Source organism: Gardnerella sp. DNF00983, assembly GCF_049244265.1.
In the GTDB taxonomy this organism is placed as follows: domain Bacteria; phylum Actinomycetota; class Actinomycetes; order Actinomycetales; family Bifidobacteriaceae; genus Bifidobacterium; species Bifidobacterium vaginale_J.
In genome coordinates this window covers 23700-42049 of the sequence record NZ_CP058392.1, presented here as the reverse complement: position 1 = coordinate 42049, position 18350 = coordinate 23700, and the positions used below count along the sequence as shown (strand labels likewise).

General features: G+C 42.1%; 15 protein-coding genes and 2 tRNA genes. 5 read left to right on the top strand and 12 right to left on the bottom strand.

The genetic code is table 11. The features are described 5' to 3' along the window. Positions 1-301: 301 nt before the first annotated feature. The 9 genes from HXT34_RS00180 to HXT34_RS00140 form a co-directional block, all read right to left on the bottom strand. Positions 302-505 carry a hypothetical protein gene (locus HXT34_RS00180; RefSeq protein WP_012913681.1) on the bottom strand — a complete coding sequence of 68 codons (204 nt, stop codon included), beginning with the start codon at positions 503-505 and terminating at the stop codon, positions 302-304. Positions 506-810: 305 nt separating this feature from the next. Further along, positions 811-883: transfer RNA gene (locus HXT34_RS00175), tRNA-Ala, on the bottom strand. 27 nt (positions 884-910) lie between these two features. Next, positions 911-984, bottom strand: a tRNA-Ile gene (locus tag HXT34_RS00170). A gap of 127 nt (positions 985-1111) precedes the next feature. Then, entirely contained in the window at positions 1112-1591 is a 480-nt protein-coding gene (locus tag HXT34_RS00165; RefSeq protein ID WP_012913682.1) for a Dps family protein, read from the bottom strand. Between the two features lie 57 nt (positions 1592-1648). Continuing rightward, positions 1649-2944 carry a CNNM domain-containing protein gene (locus HXT34_RS00160; RefSeq protein WP_174164331.1) on the bottom strand — a complete coding sequence of 432 codons (1296 nt, stop codon included), beginning with the start codon at positions 2942-2944 and terminating at the stop codon, positions 1649-1651. A gap of 76 nt (positions 2945-3020) precedes the next feature. After that, positions 3021-3791, bottom strand: coding sequence for a TIGR03943 family putative permease subunit (locus HXT34_RS00155; protein ID WP_415687045.1), 771 nt, complete (start codon positions 3789-3791; stop codon positions 3021-3023). After that, positions 3788-4882, bottom strand: a complete 1095-nt coding sequence (locus HXT34_RS00150) for a permease (protein ID WP_415687046.1) — start codon at positions 4880-4882, stop codon at positions 3788-3790. Before HXT34_RS00150 ends, HXT34_RS00155 begins: the two co-directional genes overlap by 4 nt. A 55-nt stretch (positions 4883-4937) precedes the next feature. Then, on the bottom strand, positions 4938-5597 hold the full coding sequence (locus tag HXT34_RS00145; protein WP_415687047.1) for a carbonic anhydrase: 660 nt from the start codon (positions 5595-5597) through the stop codon (positions 4938-4940). Positions 5598-5824: 227 nt separating this feature from the next. Further along, positions 5825-8581 carry a phosphoenolpyruvate carboxylase gene (locus HXT34_RS00140; protein ID WP_415687048.1) on the bottom strand — a complete coding sequence of 919 codons (2757 nt, stop codon included), beginning with the start codon at positions 8579-8581 and terminating at the stop codon, positions 5825-5827. A gap of 206 nt (positions 8582-8787) precedes the next feature. On the opposite strand from HXT34_RS00140, the gene HXT34_RS00135 reads away from it, so the two are divergent. After that, positions 8788-10509, top strand: a complete 1722-nt coding sequence (locus HXT34_RS00135; RefSeq protein ID WP_421784861.1) for a threonine/serine ThrE exporter family protein — start codon at positions 8788-8790, stop codon at positions 10507-10509. 98 nt (positions 10510-10607) lie between these two features. On the opposite strand, the gene trpS is transcribed toward HXT34_RS00135, so the two are convergent. Further along, complete coding sequence (gene trpS, locus HXT34_RS00130) at positions 10608-11699, bottom strand: tryptophan--tRNA ligase (RefSeq protein WP_415688941.1); 1092 nt, start codon at positions 11697-11699, stop codon at positions 10608-10610. A 145-nt stretch (positions 11700-11844) separates the two neighbouring features. On the opposite strand from trpS, the gene HXT34_RS00125 reads away from it, so the two are divergent. Further along, positions 11845-12225 (top strand): DUF3073 domain-containing protein, encoded by a 381-nt coding sequence (locus HXT34_RS00125; RefSeq protein ID WP_415683145.1) that lies wholly within the window; start codon positions 11845-11847, stop codon positions 12223-12225. A 116-nt stretch (positions 12226-12341) separates the two neighbouring features. On the opposite strand, the gene HXT34_RS00120 is transcribed toward HXT34_RS00125, so the two are convergent. Next, the gene (locus tag HXT34_RS00120) at positions 12342-12758 is read right to left on the bottom strand and encodes a sterol carrier family protein (RefSeq protein WP_421784858.1); all 417 of its coding nucleotides are present in this window, start codon (positions 12756-12758) and stop codon (positions 12342-12344) included. Between the two features lie 237 nt (positions 12759-12995). Here HXT34_RS00120 and HXT34_RS00115 point away from each other — a divergent pair, with 237 nt between their 5' ends. After that, positions 12996-15485 carry a glycogen/starch/alpha-glucan phosphorylase gene (locus tag HXT34_RS00115; RefSeq protein ID WP_421784856.1) on the top strand — a complete coding sequence of 830 codons (2490 nt, stop codon included), beginning with the start codon at positions 12996-12998 and terminating at the stop codon, positions 15483-15485. Between the two features lie 199 nt (positions 15486-15684). Here the strand turns inward: HXT34_RS00115 and HXT34_RS00110 are convergent, their stop codons facing one another. Beyond that, a complete protein-coding gene (locus HXT34_RS00110; RefSeq protein ID WP_004106126.1) occupies positions 15685-15894 on the bottom strand; it encodes a hypothetical protein in 210 nt (69 codons plus the stop codon). Between the two features lie 161 nt (positions 15895-16055). Between HXT34_RS00110 and HXT34_RS00105 the strand changes: the two genes are divergently transcribed. Further along, entirely contained in the window at positions 16056-16760 is a 705-nt protein-coding gene (locus HXT34_RS00105; RefSeq protein ID WP_415687588.1) for a rhomboid family intramembrane serine protease, read from the top strand. 256 nt (positions 16761-17016) lie between these two features. Next, the gene (locus HXT34_RS00100) at positions 17017-18330 is read left to right on the top strand and encodes a THUMP-like domain-containing protein (protein WP_421784854.1); all 1314 of its coding nucleotides are present in this window, start codon (positions 17017-17019) and stop codon (positions 18328-18330) included. The last annotated feature ends 20 nt before the right edge of the window (positions 18331-18350 follow it).

The window sequence follows — 18350 nt, the reverse complement described above, 5'->3', positions numbered from 1 at the left end:
GACGCTGCTAACACACGATTTCACGCCTTGTTAACCCATTGGGCGCAACTTAAATAGCGCACTCAATACACGGCGTAAAGATACTTATGTTTATTTATATGTAATCATTGTACCAATAAGCCTTGATGAGAAGCATTCTCATGTAAATATTATGCTTCTAAAAAAGCACCATAATGAAATCCAACAATTACTAATTGTACTATTTGAATTATTAAATTAATAAGTTTATGCTTCATATCTTTTTAAAATTTAGGTTATAGGCCAATTTATTTGCCATAGATTCGGCCTATAACCCTAAAATTTACTGTTCTTTAGTGAAAAGAGTTCTTACAATTTTGAAAAGCATAAATAATAGACGTAATGTGATATATGTTGCTACGAATGTTGCAAGCCAAATCATAATATTTTGAATATTCCAACCTTGACCTTTAACGAATGAAGCTACTAATAAAGAAACTACGCCAGCAGAAATATCAGCAATATTTTGTTTTATCTTATAAATCATTTTTTACATCCTTCCGTCTAAAATGAAAACCTTTATGGTTTTCATCTCTCTAATACCTGTCAAGTTAACAATATATTTGTGTAGTGTACAGCAAAATATATACCGTAATCTCTGGAAAGAGATTCAACTATTTAAGCATTTTTATATTTTTTACAACACTGACAAATATCAGGGTGTCACCCTAATTTTATTAGGGGTAATCAGTAAAAAATTGGGTTATTCCCCAAAAATTGAATGGGCACGCGACAAGAAAGAAATTAATAAACAAAAAGTTCTGATTGAAAAATCAATCAGAACCCTGTTTGTGGAGCTAAGGAGACTCGAACTCCTGACCCTCTGCTTGCAAAGCAGATGCGCTACCAGCTGCGCCATAGCCCCATTCGAAAGAATGATGTCATTCTATCGTGGGCCCGGGAGGACTTGAACCTCCGACCTCATCCTTATCAGGGATGCGCTCTAACCACCTGAGCTACGGGCCCAACTTGTATGCTTAAAACATACAAGTAGTTACTGTAGCACAGCCACAGAAAATGTCAAACCGCAACACGCCATAAAAAAGAAAACAGCATGTTGCGGTTTGAATCAAAAAAATTAAACAGAGGTTAATTAATCAAGATGGCTACGCATGAACCACTGGAACTTTTCCAACTGTTGAACATGATCTTGAATAATATTTGAGCTAACTAAATCAAGCTCATCAAGCTCCGCGATAGCCTTGCGATCGTCTGCAATCATATCGTTATAGTATTCAATAAGTGCTTGCAAATACTCCTTTGTGGACTTGCGACCAGTCAAAGCAAAACGCTTCCATGTGCGAGCAGCAACAACATCGTCTGCGCGTCCAAGTGGAGAGCCGCCCAAAGTTGCAATTCGCTCAGCAGTTTCATCCGCCTGCGCCAAAACTTCAGCAACCTGTGGATCAAGCATTTCGTGCACTGCAATAAAATCTGGACCAGTAACATTCCAATGCGCATGCTTAAGCACCAAAGCAGCTTCCTGCTCGTGGCTTAAACGATTCTGTAAAATGGCAACAGCCTTTTCACTGGCCGCTTCGTCGAGACCTGGCAAAATATGCAACAAAGCCATGTTCTATCCTTCCTTAGGTTTGTTAATACCGTTATTATTCTACTGCTATGGCTTAAACTACGCGCGGCGACGCACTTCAATCGTCGCAATACGTCTACCATCAACCGCAGTCACAGTCATATCGTAACCATCCGCATCATGCAAAACAGCTCCAACACTTCCCATTGAACCAGTATGCGCTAAGAAATAGCCTGCAACAGTCTCATACGGACCATCTTCAAGCTCAATGCCTGTAATGTCAGCAAAATCTTCAATGGTCATACCGCCATCAATTTTTGCAACACCGTTTACAAAAGCAGTTGTTTTATTCACATTATTTTGCTCAGTTTCACCAGGCAAATCATATTCATCGCGAATATCTCCAACTAGCTCTTCTGTCATGTCTTCGAGCGTAACAATACCGTCAGTTCCACCATATTCATCGATGACAACAGCCAAATGAATACCACGTTTACGAAGAAGTTCCAAGCTTGGCAATAGTTTGGAAGTTCCAGGAAGACTAATTCCTTCGCGAGTTACATCTGCAACAGTTTTTGCATTTGGATCACGCACATCTAACAAATCGCGAACATGCACAAAACCAATAACGTCGTCAAAATCCTTGCCAATAACAGGGTATCTGGAATATGGAAGCTCACGAATTTTCGCCGCAGCTTCTTCAAGGCTCAACGAGCCATCCAAAAACTCAACATCAGCACGAGGACGCATTACTTCAGCAACAATAGTTTCAGACGCATCAAACACATCATCCAAAATAGTGCGCTCATCTTGACTTAAACGCTTATTGCTATTGACAAGCACACGCAGTTCTTCGTCAGAAACTTCGCTTTCCTTCTCGTTAGGATCAAAGCCAAGAATGCGCACAAAACCATTAGTATTCTTTCCAATAAGCCAAATTAAAGGCTTGCAAATCTTTGAAAAAACATCAACTGCCGGGACCACTGATCTAGCAATCTGCTCAGCACGCTGCATAGCAATACGTTTTGGAACTAATTCAGAAATAACAATAGAACAGTAAGAAATAACAAGAGTTAGGAAGATTGTTGTAAGTGGGCCAGCAACGTGCGAAGAAACACCCCATGAACATACAACCGGCACAACATACGGAGCTAAAGCAGACTCACCAAACGATGCAGAAAGAAAGCCAGAAAGAGTTACTCCAATTTGTAGAGCAGATAGAAAAGTGTTAGGGTCGCGAGCAATTTTTGCAACTCTAGCGCCACGCGCATCCTGCAATTCCATGCGATCAATTTGCGAACTTCTCAAGCTCACTAAAGCTAATTCGGTTGCCGCAAATACGGAACCAAATAGCAAAAAAATCATAATGAGTAGAATATTAAAACCAATCGCCATACTTGTTATCTTAGTTTACTTCTATGCGATATCAACAATTCTAAAATAATTATCATCATTAACGAAGATAAATTATTTATGGGCGATAAAAATATCCAGTTGGAGCTTGAGCTGTTTGCATTGATATAACGTGCAACACAACTCCAGAATGCTGATATCCAGGAATGCCAATATTGCCCCTAGAAACGCGCGCACGAACACGCACCCATTCGTGATCTTGAATTTCGCCAATATTTGATTTTTCTGCAACTAATCCAAACGGAGACATGTCGAGAATACAGCATGACATAAGCTGACGAGATACCCTAAATTGATTTGCATTCAACGTAGAATCTCTGCTAACAAAACCTGTAAGAGTAATTGTGTATCCATCATATTTTGCAGCATTATGATCAATTTCGTCATACCATGAGCCAAAATCATCATCATCAACTGTTATCTCACGAGACTTTTCCTGCAATCCTGGCAAAGGATAATTTTGGCTACGAATAGCAATAGCACGACCACCAGCATACTGGTCGAATCCATCTAAACTAATATTTTGAGCGTAACACAAAGGAATAATAATAAGTAGCGCAGGAACAACGAAAGCTACAAGCATACGCCAAGCATCTCGCGAAGAAACAGAAAACCATCCAATCGCAGCACATATAGACAAAATAAATAGCAAAATAGCAGCAATTAACAAATAATAATATGCTCTAGGCGTAGTAAAAAGCGTATATTGACCACTTAAAGCAACTTCAGCAATTATGATTGCAAAAAATAGCAATAAAATAGCTTCTACAAATTGAGCTAAAGTGATTTTTTTACAAGCATTATGCTCAGCACATTTTTGCTTTTTCATGCGATGAACCCCCAAGCCCATTGAGCTAATAACGACGCTAGGAAGCACGCAAAAGCAATAGTTAATGTTAAGCGCCACACAAATTTACCACGACAATCCTCAACGAGCATAAGCGTATTCTTTAAATCAAGCATAGGACCAAACAGCAGAAATACTAGCACTGACGACATAGGCAATGATGTTGCTAAACTTCTTGCAATTACAGCATCTGAGCTTGAGCATAGAGAGCTTGCGTACGCAATAGCCATCATTGCCGGAATAGCAATGAAAACATTACTCACTTGCACGCGAGAAGCAGGATCAGCTCCGAGCCATGCGCGAATTACAGAAGCAACTATAGTTCCACACACAATAATTGGAATTAATTTTATTAAATCCTGATGTATATGCTGCACATATTTGCGAATTTGTGCAGAAATACTAGGCTTTTCAATATTACTTTTTGTGAGATCACTTTCGTTATTCAATTCGCAAGAACAATGTAAAGAAGATTCGCTTTCTACTAAAATTTTCTTACGCAAAATATTGGTTTTCGAAGGGAATATAACAAAACTTAATCCAACCAATAATGCAATACCAACACCTAGAGCAATACGCATAATAGCAACAGCTGGAGCGTCAGAAAACGCATAAAATGTTGCCAATACAGATACTGGATTTACAACAGGAACTGCACATAAAAAAGTTATGGCGCACGGCAAAGGTAGTTTTCTTGCGACTAAACGAGAAAATGTTGGAACTACTACACAATCACAAACAGGCACGCAAACGCCAGCCAATATGGCAGCCAAGAAACCATTTGCCGTGGATTTTGGAGCATGTTTCTCGATAAAATCAGCAGTTACCCAAGTTTCTACTGCAGCAGAAACAAGCACACCTATGAGCGTAAAAGGTATAGCTTGTAGCAACAATCCGGAAACACCTCGAATTGTTGTATCAATTAGAAACCAAGGATGTTGCCCTTGTAAAGCAGGAGCAGCTGCAATAATAAAAGCTACTAAAGGAGCTCCGACAAGCAAGAAAAGATAGTTCGCAGAATTAGTGGAATTTGCAGAATTTGCATCAAGCGTATCTTTAGATGATTGATTCATATCTGTAACCTAACAACGTATTAATAATTCTGTTAAAAATGCGACTACATGCTACTTAGCATGAAAGAACCTCTACCAAACCGTCACTCATTCTATATCTAGCGCCAACTAGCATAAGGTTATCGTTAAAAGCGGCTTCACGAATAATTTGAGATTTATCGCAAATTTCAGCCAACATATTAGACACGTGAATGCGCTCAATATCGTCCGTGCTCAAGTCTTCTTCAATACCTGCGAGCGCAGCCGGCCCTAAAGAACGAAGCAATATTGACTCGCTAGACTCAATCATTTCGCTTGTTTCATCTTCGCCGTATTTAGAAACCAGCTTTTGCACATTCGGCAAAACGGCTTGTACAGCACCGCAATGCTCGTGTCCAAGAACAACAAGCACTTTTACTCCCAAATCGCTTACAGCGTATTCTAAAGATGCAATTACAGCATCATCAAAGACTTCGCCTGCAGTGCGAACAGAAAAAATATCACCTAAACCGGCACCAAACACAAATTCTGGAGCCACGCGCGAGTCAGCACAGGAAAGAACAACAGCTCCAGGATGCTGACCTTCAATAAGAGATAATCTCGTTTCTTCACTAAGTCCATGGCAATTTAATGAGCCTTCTGCAAACTTACGATTACCAGCTAGCATCGCGCTCCACACAGATGTAGCCAAAAGTGAATCTTCTTTTAAAAGATCTTCTTTGACTGTCTCGTGCATTATTACCTCCTTGTATTGATGCGCTTGCGCAAAGGTGACAAATACAAGCTATCAACAAATTTTGAAAACACTTCGACTTATAAAACATATTCTATCGTTACTGTGTTAAATAGAAAATATGCTATAAAAGCTAACAAAATTTATAAAATATGATTATAAAAAGAAAAGCCAACGCACAGCTAATAAAGCAGTACGAAGGCTTTTCTTAATCACATAAACTTATAAAATCATCCAGTATTCTGCAAGCCTGCAGCAACACCAGAAACAGTGCAAAGAATAAGGTAGATGAACTCTGCCTGCTGGCTTTCGCTAAGCTCTTCTTTGTCTACCTTGTTGCGAAGCTTGTGCAATGCAAGCGACTGGATTACAGACAGCGCGTCAACATAAGGCGAGCGCACACGAATAGCCTGACCGAGCACGTGACGATGCTGCAAAGGCCACTTGTCGTCGACTATTTGCAAAACCCACTTGCGAGTAAGCTGCATTTCTGAAAGTACTTTATCGCTCAAATCTTCGCGATCTCCAAGACTCAAGTACATGCGAGCAATACGCTCATCTGTCTTAGCCAAAGACATCTCAATATTGTCAATAAAAGTACTAAACAGCGGCCACTCTTCGTAAGCTCTGCGCAAAGTTTCCAAATCGCCAAACTTTTCGCAAGCCGTACCCAATCCGTACCATGCTGCTAAGTTAATGCGAGCCTGAGCCCAGGAGAACACCCACGGGATTGTGCGCAAATCGTCCAAAGACTTTGCTCCCAAACCACGCTTAGCTGGACGAGAGCCGATTGGGAGCAAACCAATCTCACTAAGCGGCGTAACCGTAGAGAACCATGGGGTAAAGTCATCCGTTTGCAGCAAGTCAAGGAAGCGCTCATGAGCTGCAACATCAAGTTTTGCAGCCATATCTGCGTACTTCTTCGTCATATCAGTGTTAGTTTTCTCAACACTTGGCGAAGACTGAAGCAAAGTTGCAGAAGCAACGGATTCAACGTGACGAATAGCAAGAATTGGATTGCCATATCGCGCGAAAATAACTTCGCCCTGCTCAGTAAGCTTGAAGCGGCAGTTGACGGAACCAACTGGCTGAGCAAGCACTGCGCGGTTTGCAGGACCGCCACCGCGACCAACAGCGCCACCGCGACCATGGAACAATGTCAAATCAATATCGTGCTTCTTAGCCCATTGAGCAATTCGCTCCTGAGCAGAATGCAAAGCAAGCGTTGCGGAAGTAGGACCAGCATCCTTGGAAGAATCCGAGTAGCCAAGCATAACTTCCATCTTGCGGCCAGTAGCCTTAAGACGAGCCTGCACTTCAGGAATTTTAATAATCTCCTCAAGCACGTTTACGGAATTCTGCAAATCTTCGAGCTGCTCAAACAGCGGAATGACGTCGATTGTTGGCGCATCCTGTGGGTGAGCGAAAGCAAGACGATTAAGCTCAAATACGTCGCGCACATGCTGAGCAGATTTTGCGAAGGAAATAATGTAGCGTCGAGCAGCACGCATTCCGTTGCGCTTTTGAATTGCGCCCAAAGCGCGGAAGGTGTCGAGCACTTCACGAGTCATTGGCTGAAGCGGACCGCGTTCGCCATGCAATCCGTGCTCGCGAATATCTTCCAAAGCGCGAGAATGCACGAGAGAATGCTGACGGAATTCCATTTCAACCATGTGGAATCCGAAAGTTTGCGCCTGCCAAATCAAATCCTGCAAAGGACCATATGCAGCACGAGGATCTCCACCTTCTGCCAAAGAGCGTTGCACAATTTGCAAATCCTCAATGAAATCTTCGCAAGAATGATACATCAAATCCGTATCGCGGCTAATAGTGCGGTGCAAACGTTCAGCCATTACCAACATTACTGCGCGATGCGGCTCACTATTAGAAACGTCTGAAGCGTTTTCTGTAAGCTGTTCGCTCATTTCGCGCTGACGATTCCACAACTCAAGCAACTCCACGCTTGGAGGCGTTGTACGAGTTTCCATAGTTAAGCACTTGCCAACTTCGCGAGTACGATTCTCCAAAGCTGCAAGCACGTGATCGCTAAACTTTCGAGCGACTTGACGGCTCACTTTAGCTGTCACATTAGGGTTGCCATCTCGATCTGAACCAATCCAGCTTCCTGGATGGAAGAATGCAGGACAACGCGGAGGAACTAATCCAGCCTTCTTGCCAAGAAGCCAATCGTCAAATCGACGATACACGACTGGAATAGTGTCAAATAATGTAGCGTCAAAAATGTCAAGAATAGTATCCGCTTCTTCAACCGGAGTTGGCTTCTTCAAAGCAATCGGAGAAGTGCGAAGAAGCGCATCGATTTCGTTATAGAGGCGACGATAATTTTCGCGCTTATCAGATCCGCCTAAACGATGATGTTCGCTTAATAATTGCGAAATTCTGCGAATCTTACCTGCAACGGCTTTACGACGAGCTTCGGTTGGGTGCGCAGTAAATACAGGATGGAACTCAAGCTTTGCAAGCAATTCTTTCGCTTCAGCAGGGCTCATTTCAGTGAGCAACTTGTGATAAGCACAAGTTAGTTCGTTAACTGGATCAACAGGCAATGAATCTTCAACTTCACATTCACGCTGATGAAGTACAGAAACACGATAATTTTCCTCGCACAAATTTGCCAAGTGGAAATATGTTGCGAAAGCACGAGCTAAAAGCTGCGTATCGTGCAAATTCATTCCGTTGAGCTTGCTAACAGCTTTACTTAAGCCATCATCTGCAGTTACTTTTGCGTCTACCATTTGCGCAAAATGAGCCGCACTAGCTTCTACAGCATTCAAACGCACATCGTCAAATACTGCTAATAATTTTTCATCGAATTCGCCAAGAACATCGCGAAGAATATGCAAGCACAAATCCATGTCTTGCTTAAGTGATGCTGGAAGGTCACGCTCCTCTGGGCCTTTTCGCCCTAAACCAGACGTAACAATAGTTGCGTCTGCCGGAGTAACCTGCTGATTTTCTGTTGCCATCAGACCTCCTTACGCCAGACTAAGGTTGCTTGGTCGTCTGACTTCCGCGGCTCCTCCGCGGTTATGTAGGTCAGAAGTTGCAAGCCCACAGCCTTGTTTCCAGCGAGATACCAAGTTAATTGTGAAACTACCACCGGACGTCTTAAAGAATGCTGATTTATCAACAAAATATAACTCGGCAACGGGGTTGCGTATACTAAAAAATTGTGAGTACAGCAGAGAATAATATTGAGAATAATACACACGACAACAGCACCAACAACTGCGATTGCGATAAGCCTGAAATTCTTTCGACTGGTCATATAGTTGGAAAACCTTCTGGGCGTTTTCATACTCATGCTATTCCACTCGATATGGACGATGTTGAGCGAGATTGGGATAAGCCAGTTACACAAGCAGGAATTGCTGCGAAATCGAGTATTATTATTCGCGTCGGTGCACTCGGCTTAGGAGCAGGCACAGGAAGCTACCGAGTTCGCGAGCTTATGCACAGAATCGGCGAACCGATGGGCGTACACGTGCGCGCGGACGTGAATCTCACAGATATTGAAGCAACTTGCACTGATAAGCATGAGCGAATTACTGAAGTTGTAGATCTTCCAACCACAGGTGTTAACACTGAGCGCATTTGGCTTCTAGAACATTTTGCAGATTGGTTTAACGTCAAGCTTGGAAACGATTCTTTATATCACTCTAAAGCTGCTGTTTCTAAGGAATTAGTTGACACTTTGCAAGCGAGCGACGACGAACATACTATTGTACGAACAGCTAAGCAGTCTGAAGAAAATGCTACTAAAATTGCAAAAAAGAAAGCATTGCAAGAAGCTATAAAAAAAGAAAAGCCGCGCGGAATTTTTGCATTGCAACCAGAAAGTGCTTACGCTGAACATTTTTCGCACGTAAACGCATCCAACAGTAATGACGAATCTAAAAATGATCATCCTCTTACAGTTAGGGAAGTACACGACCGTCTTGATTTGATTAAAAATAGGAAACCACTATACAAACCGTGGTTTGCTGGTCTTGCTTCGGCAGTTGCTTGCGCATCCTTTGCGTTCTTGCTTGGCGGCGGTATTTACGACATGATTGGTGCTTTTATTGGTGCAGGAATCGGTCACTATATTCGTCGCAGAATGTTTATGAAGCATCTAAACCAGTTTGTAGTTACATTCGTAGCTGTTGCAATAGGTGCACTATCATGCATTGGGGCTTTGCGTCTTATTGGCTTCTTTGACCCTAGCGCGCTCAATCATACAACTGCATACATTGGCTCAGTGTTGTTTGTTATTCCTGGATTCCCTCTTATTACAGGCGGCTTAGATATTGCAAAAATTGATTTCCCTTCAGGAATTCAACGACTGTGTTACACGTTAGCGATTATTTTGATGGGAACTCTTGCAGGATGGACGGTTGCAAGCCTTGTACAGCTCAATCCTCAAGGCTTCCCTCCTCTCGGATTAAATCCTTGGCTTAACGCAGTTCTTCGACTTATTACAGCTTTTGCTGGAGTATGGGGCTTCTCAGTGCTGTTTAATTCTCCACAACGCATGTGCATAGTTGCAGGAGTTATTGGAGCTATTACAGATACTCTTCGCTTAACTATGACAGATTTTGGAGTCGCTGCCGAAATTGCAGCTTTCAGCGGTGCTTTATTGGCAGGCTTGCTAGCTTCTGCTTGGAGAGCTATCGTTCGTCACGGATTAGCGCCTCAATATTTGGGTTATCCACGAATAGGTCTTACGGTTCCATCTATCGTAATTATGGTTCCTGGACTTTATATGTATCGCGCAATGTTTTATCTTGGTCAATTTCACACGCTTCCAGCGTTAGACTGGACTTTCCGCGCTTTCATGGTAATTATTTGCTTACCTATTGGTCTTGCTGTAGCACGCGTTATTACAGATAAAAATTGGCGTTACGACGTGTGATGTTCTAAGTTTCAGCCCGTTAATTTTTAACAAAAAGCCGCTTACAAGTTTTCTTGCGAGCGGCTTTATTTTTTATTAATTTACTTATTGAAATTTAATTAATACTTCATTCCCATAGCATCTCGCACTTGAGAAAGCGTTTCTTCTGCAATAGCATTTGCACGCTTATTGCCGTCATGCAAAATGTCTCGAACAGCATCCATATCTTTTGCAAGTTCTTCACGACGCTCACGGTGAGGTGCCAAGAAATTATTTACGTTTTCAATTACGTAAGCTTTCAATGCGCCAGCACCAGCGTTACCAATTTCTGCAGCAATATCTTTAGGATCCCTGCCTGTAACTAAGCCTGCGGTAGTAAGAAGCGCAGAAACTTGCGGACGAGTTACTGGATCAAAAGTAATCATCCTCTCAGAATCAGTTGGACTCTTCTTAATTAATTTGGCAGTTTCTTCGGCAGTAGCCCCGAGCATAATCGAGTTACCGTAAGATTTGCTCATCTTTCGTCCGTCCAATCCTGGAATTTCAGGAGCATCAGACAAAATTGCTGCCGGCTCTGGGAACACTGGATTCTTTTTTGCGTATCTCTCATTAAAACGACGCGCAATCGTACGAGTGATTTCAACGTGCGGCAAATTATCTTTACCAATCGGCACAACATTAGCTTTGCAGAACAAAATATCGCAAGCTTGGTGCACTGGGTACGTAAGAAGCAATCCGGTTAAAGCATGTCCAGATGATTCCATTTCCGACTTTACAGTAGGATTCCTGTGTAATTCTGCTTCTGTAACAAGCGAAAGGAAAGGCAACATAAGCTGATTTGCTGCAGGAACTGCGGAATGAGTAAATATCATTGTTTTTTCAGGATCAATTCCGGCAGCCATATAATCCAGCACTAAATTCAAAACATTATCTTCAATATGCTCAGTGGTGTCACGATCGGTAATTACTTGATAATCTGCAATAATAATATTGGTTTTTACTCCGCGCTGCTGCATTGCAACACGCTCACGAATAGATCCAAAATAATGTCCTAAATGCAAACGACCAGTTGGGCGATCTCCAGTAAGCATAGTAAAAGACGAAGGACTAGCTTTTAACTTTTCAAGCGTTGCATCTGAACGTTTACGCGCTGCAAGGAAGCTCGCGCTCATCTCATTACCAGCAGCTGTGACCTGTGCTTCTTCCGGCATTTTAGGCTCCTTAATTGTGCGTATTTTTACGCTGAAAATATGGCTTTTATGGTAAAAGTTTACACAGACAATATACTCGGTTGCGGTTAAGTGGTACGCTCTTGTGTGATGAACTGATTGTTACTTAATTTTTAGAGGGGGTCAGATGGGCCGCGGACGACAGAAGGCAAAGCAACAGAAAATTGCCCGTAAGCTCAAATACCTGACGACCGATACGGATTATGACGAGCTTGCTAAGGAACTTAACTCCAGCGAACCCGGACAAGGATCCTTCGATCCATTTGCGTCGAGCGAAAGCTATGAGGAAGATACATATCTTCCAGAAGAGAATGACACAGATCAAGAAAATGATGCCGTTGATGCTTCAAACGAAGATGATTTAGACGAGTATGCCAAGTGGGCTGCGGAAGCAGCTGCAAAAGCTGTGAGCAGCGAAAACTCTTCTACAAACTCGGGAGCGCACACGCCAGTGCATCATCATATCCCTATGCCAATTCCAAACTTCATACATAAACACGACATTTAAAAATTAAATTTATTAAAATTATTTTATTTACGTATCCTGGGCATTCGAAATATTGTTTGCCCAGGATATTTGTAAATACACGCTGCAAATACGCAATTAAGCTGCATAAAGCCAACTTACAACGGCAAAATATCGCTTAAATCATCACGCTCGCCAATTGCACTTATGTTGCCAAAGTCCTGTTCTTGATGCCATTTAGTAACACCACTCGCTAATCGAAGCCATACTTTAGGCTCAAGTTCAATAACATCTGGTGGCGTGAGATTATGCGGATCCGAAGCCGGTCCTTCCAAAATTTTTACTGCACCAAAAGGCGCAACTCTTACTTCTACTGCACACCCAGGCACCTTATTTTCAAGAAGATATAGAGAATATCTAACTGCTAAAGCTTCGTCGCTTAAAGAGATATTTAAAATATTACTATTTATTTGCGTGGCTTCTACGCCATTGCTAAGCGCTTTAATAGAAGATTCGCACCAGGATTGCCAAGCACATTGTCCTCGTTTTATATCTCGTTCAAGTATTACTGACATATTTTTTATTATCTTCTAAACAACCTACTTTCAGCAATATATTTGTATTAAGACGTTATATACAAATATTTAAAGGGATTAGGTTGTGGTATTCTTGGGGTTATCGTGTGCATTCACATGCCTCTTGTAGTTATCTGAAAAAGTTATCTGCAAAATGGTGATGGTTTAATTGTCTAAACACAAAGTTTTAGGCTGCACACTTTTAGGAAATATATCAAACGGCACAAGGAGTCAAATATGACTAAACACGTCGCGCCGAAAGCCAAAACTACTGCGACGGCATTTGCCAAAGAACTTCAAGAGCACCTCAAGTACACCCAGGGTGTAACGCCAGAGCAGGCCACTACGGCAGATGTGTATGTTGCCGCTGCTACCGCAGTTCGTCGTCACTTGATGGACTCTTGGATGCAGACTCAGCATGACATGGTTAATGGCAATACCAAGGCTGTGGGCTATTTGAGCGCAGAGTTCTTGATGGGTAAGCAGCTTGAGAACGCTTTGTTGAACGCTGGTCTCACTGACCAATTCAATAAGGCTGTTACTAAGCTTGGCTTTGATCCAAAGGCTGTTATCGATGCTGAGTATGAACCAGGTTTGGGTAACGGCGGTTTGGGTCGTCTCGCAGCCTGCTTCATCGATTCACTCGCCTCTATTGGCGTTCCAGCATTTGGCTACGGCATCCAGTATCGTTACGGCATCTTCAAGCAGCGCTTTGATGAAGAAGGTAAGCAGGTTGAAACCCCTGATTACTGGCTTAGCAATGAAGAGCCATGGGGTCACATTGATTATGGTCGTGACCAGCGCGTCAACTTCGGTGGTGAAGTTGTAGAAGAAAACGGCAAGCGCGTTTGGAAGCCAGCTTGGTCTGTTCGTGCAGTACCAGTTGACTACATGGTTCCAGGTTATAATTCTGGTCGCGTAAACACTCTTCGTTTGTGGACTGCTAAGTCTTACGACGAGTTTGATTTGCTCACCTTCAACAAGTCTGATTACTTGGACGCTGTTAAGCCACAGGTTGCAGCGGAAAACATTTCTAAGATTCTTTATCCAGAAGATTCCACTCCAGAAGGCAAGGCTTTGCGTCTTGAGCAGCAGTACTTCTTCGTAGCTGCTTCTATTCATGATGCTATCCGCGTATTCTATCCAGGTCAGGATAAGCCGGATCTCACCACCTTCCCAAGCAAGATCAACTTCCAGTTGAACGATACTCACCCAGTTATCGGCATTCCAGAGCTTATGCGCGTTCTTATGGACGAGTACGGCTACGATTGGAACACCGCTTGGGGTATCACCACCAAGACCTTCAACTACACTTGCCACACCTTGCTTCCAGAAGCTTTGGAAGTTTGGCCAGCCAAGCTTATCGGCGAACTTTTGCCACGCCACCTTGAAATCATTCAAGGCATTAGCGAGCAGTTCCGCAACGAGCTTCGTGGTAAGGGCGTTGCTGAGGATCAGGTTGAGCGCATGCGCATCGCTACCGACGCTGACGAAAATGGCGAAGGTGCTGTAGTTCGTATGGCTTACTTGGCTACCTACGGCGGTTCTTACGTTAACGGTGTTGCTGAGCTTCACTCTGAGTTGTTGAAGGATGTCACTTTGAAGGACTTCTCCAGCGTTTACCCAGATAAGTTCAAGAACGTCACCAACGGCGTAACTCCTCGTCGCTTCGTGCGCTTGAGCAACCCACGCATGTCTGCTCTTATTACTGAGGGCTTAGGTACCGACGCATGGCAGGGTGATTTGGAGCTTCTCGAAGGTTTGAAGCCATTGGCTGACGACAAGGCATTCGTTAAGAAGTTTGCTGAAGTTAAGAAGCAGAACAAGCTTGCCTTCGTTGATTTCGCAAAGCAGAAGTATGGCTTTGAGATCAACCCAGACACAATGTTCAACACCATCATCAAGCGTTTGCACGAGTACAAGCGCCAGTCCATGAAGATCCTCCAGGTCATCTCCATGTACGCTGGAATTAAGAACGGCACAATCGACGTCGACAAGATGCTTCCACGCACCGTGTTCTTCGGCGCTAAGTCTGCTCCAGGCTATGCTATGGCAAAGCTCACCATTCAGCTCATTAACAATGTTGCTCGCGTGGTGAATAACGACCCAGCATGCAAGGGCAAGCTCGCTGTGTTCTTCCCACCAAACTACAACATCGAGTTGGCAATGAACTTGATTCCTGCCACCGATTTGGATGAGCAGATTTCTCAGGCTGGTAAGGAAGCTTCCGGCACTGGTAACATGAAGTTCGCTTTGAACGGTGCTTTGACTGTTGGTACTCTCGATGGTGCAAACGTTGAGATTCGCGAACGCGTTGGCGCTGAGAACTTCTTCCTCTTCGGCATGACCGTTGACGAGGTTGAGAAGCTCTACGCTGAAGGCTATGATCACGGCGGCTCCCGTAAGTACTATGAATCTGATCCTCGCTTGAAGACTGCTGTTGATATGGTTGCTGACGGCACCTTCTCCAACGGCGACAAGAGCGTGTATGAGCCACTCGTTAACGATTGGCTTACCCATGATTACTTCATGGCAATGGCTGACTTCAGCTCTTACATGGATATTCAGGCTCAGATTGAGGAAACTTACCGCGATCCAATGAAGTGGGCTCGCATGGCAGTCTTGAATGTAGCCAACTCTGGTTACTTCTCTTCTGACCGCTCTATCGAAGATTACCTCGATCGCATTTGGCACACTGGTGCTCTTCCAACACCTGTTGCTGAGTAATTGAGTATTCTCTAATAGCAATACATAAAAAATAAAAGGCGGAAGCTGTTAATCAGTTTCCGCCTTTTGTTTAGTTTTTAGTTAAATTGCGTACAAGACAAGCGCTTTTGTTTACAACACTTCTTTAGTAGTTACAAACAAAGGCGACTACGAATATACGCAATCGCCTTTATTTTGGACTGTATAAAGCAAATGTCACTTATGCCTCAGCGGCAGGAGTATCGTTAGCTTCTTTCTCTTCTTTTTCTAACCCTAGGTCAATTGGCGAAGAACTGTTCTCCCATGGTTCCTCCCAAGGGTCATAATCAGGATTATGCTGCTTGTACACATACAACGCAGCAATACCTGCGAGCAGTGCTCCGAAGAGCAGTGCAAAGAACTTCCAACCGCCAGAGGATCTGTTCTCCATGATGGCTCCTTTCCGGTTAAGCTGACCTGCTCGTCCAAGTCAACAATCTATACCGCTTTTTGTCGCGTAATAACTATCATAGTTGCTTTTCTTCAGAGTTGCATCTTTTTTAAATAATGTTATTGATTAAATTTGTGAAGCAAAACCGATATCATAAGCATATGCACAACTTTGATATTAAAAATATTTTAAATAATATAAGACTTCGTTTTAACACGACCACAGCCATTTTAGTATATTCATGCATTTTTATTTGGATATTGGAAATGGTACTAAACTTTGCATACCCAAATTATTATTTGACTCTAATAAGCTATACTGCTTTTCTTCCAATTACTGCGTTGCAAACACCTTGGACTTGGTTCACATCACTGTTTATTCACGCACCAAATTTAACCCATATTTTCTTCAATATGCTATGTCTTTGGTCACTCGGAGTTGAATTAGAACGATTCTTCGGTAAATGGAAGTTTTTTGGATTATATTTAATATCCGGCTTTGGCGGAAGCGTAGCTGATATCGTATGGTGCAAACTCACTAATAATTGGTTCGTTGCTTCATACGGTGCTTCAGGAGCTATTATGGGACTTATAGGCGCACTTCTCGTAGCACAATGGCGACTAGGTGAAAACATGCGAGGAACAATTATTTGGATTGCTATTACTCTCGCTATGCCAATTATTGTGCCTAATATCGCTTGGCAAGCACACGTTGGAGGCTTAATTTCGGGTACTGCAATTGCAGCATTGCTCGGAGTGCAAAATCCGCTACTTAAAAAAGCTTCTTTTAATACGCGTTTCTTAGTATATTTTGTATCACTATTTGCTATTCTCACTGCTTGTGCAATGTTTTGTTTGAAGGCATAATTTGTTAAATTACATGCGTGTAGTTTTCCACCAATGTGCACAGGATTGTGTATAAGTTGTGCCTAAATTGGTGACAACTATATAAGTTATCCACATAGTTAGTCACAAACGTTGATAACTTGCCTTTTTCAAACCTGTGCACAAGTGTATAAGAGTTATCCACAATTTAAATTTTTTGTGGACTAACCTATTGGTTAAATAATTTTAAACTCTGCTTGCTCTAAAATTTTCTACACCTCAATAAGGAATAAGATTCATGCCTACACTTCAAGTTCCAAAAACAATCGAACCAGCAAACGCTTCTACACTCACTTTTATTAAAGAAAACGCACAATTGTCACCAAGCAAAGCTGCTCTTAAAGCACCACGCAACGCGAATATCGACATACCTTTTGCAATTAACCAAATAGCAGGTAAACAAATAGCACAACAAAAACTGCCAAAATGGGCTTCATGCAACGAAGTCATATATCCTGCACACATTTCTATGGAACAGTGTTCTTCTCAATCAACAGCACAATACAAAGCAAATGTTGCAAAAGAATTACTCAACAAATTAAATTCAGAAAATTTTAGTAGCACACTTGTGGATCTTACTGGCGGCTTTGGCGTTGATTGCGCAATAATGTCTGAAGTTTTCGATTCTGCTATTTGTATTGAACAGCAAAACGAACTTTCTAGCATTGCACATCACAATATGAATGCACTTGGTATTACAAACGTAAAGTGCTACAACAATAACAGCCTTGATGCACTCAAAAACATTCCTAAGTCAACGATAATATACGTCGATCCAGCTCGTCGTGACAAACAAGGATCTCGCACATACGCTATTGAAGATTGCACTCCAAACGTATTAGATCTTAAAAATCAGTTGCTCGCTAAAGCAGAAATAGTGATTATTAAACTTTCTCCAATGCTTGATTGGCACAAAACAGTTAGCGATTTTAGTGGCAATGTAGAAGCCGTACACATAGTCGCACATAGTAACGAGTGCAAGGAACTATTGATAATACTCAGCAACTCTCAGCACACAAAAGTACCAGTATATTGCGTAAACGACAATCAGATAACTGTTATACAAGCAACTTACAATACTTCAACAAATCAGGTATCAATACAGCCTGAATCAAATGTTTTAAATAATATAGAAGAAAATAATAAAAAATATGAAAATTTAGATATAAATAACTGGCAAGAATGGTCGCAATACGTTTATGAACCGAATGCAGCAATCATGAAAGCTGGTTGTTTTTCATTGTTAGAAACTCAATACAATATACAACAAATCAGTGCAAATAGTCATGTTTACGTATCGAAAGAGTACTACTCAGAATTTCCGGGAAAAATATGGAAAATTGAAAATGTATGCAGCATGAATAAACGCGAGATAAAACAAACTTTTGCTGATATTACTCATGCAAATATTGTTACTCGTAACTTTCCAATACCAGTAGAAGCATTGCGAAAAAAATTAAACCTACAAGATGGCGGAAACACAAGAATTATTGCAACAACTGATAGCAATAAAAATCATATACTTATTCGCGCAGTAGCAGCAACAAAATAAAAAGTAGCTACACAATTGCA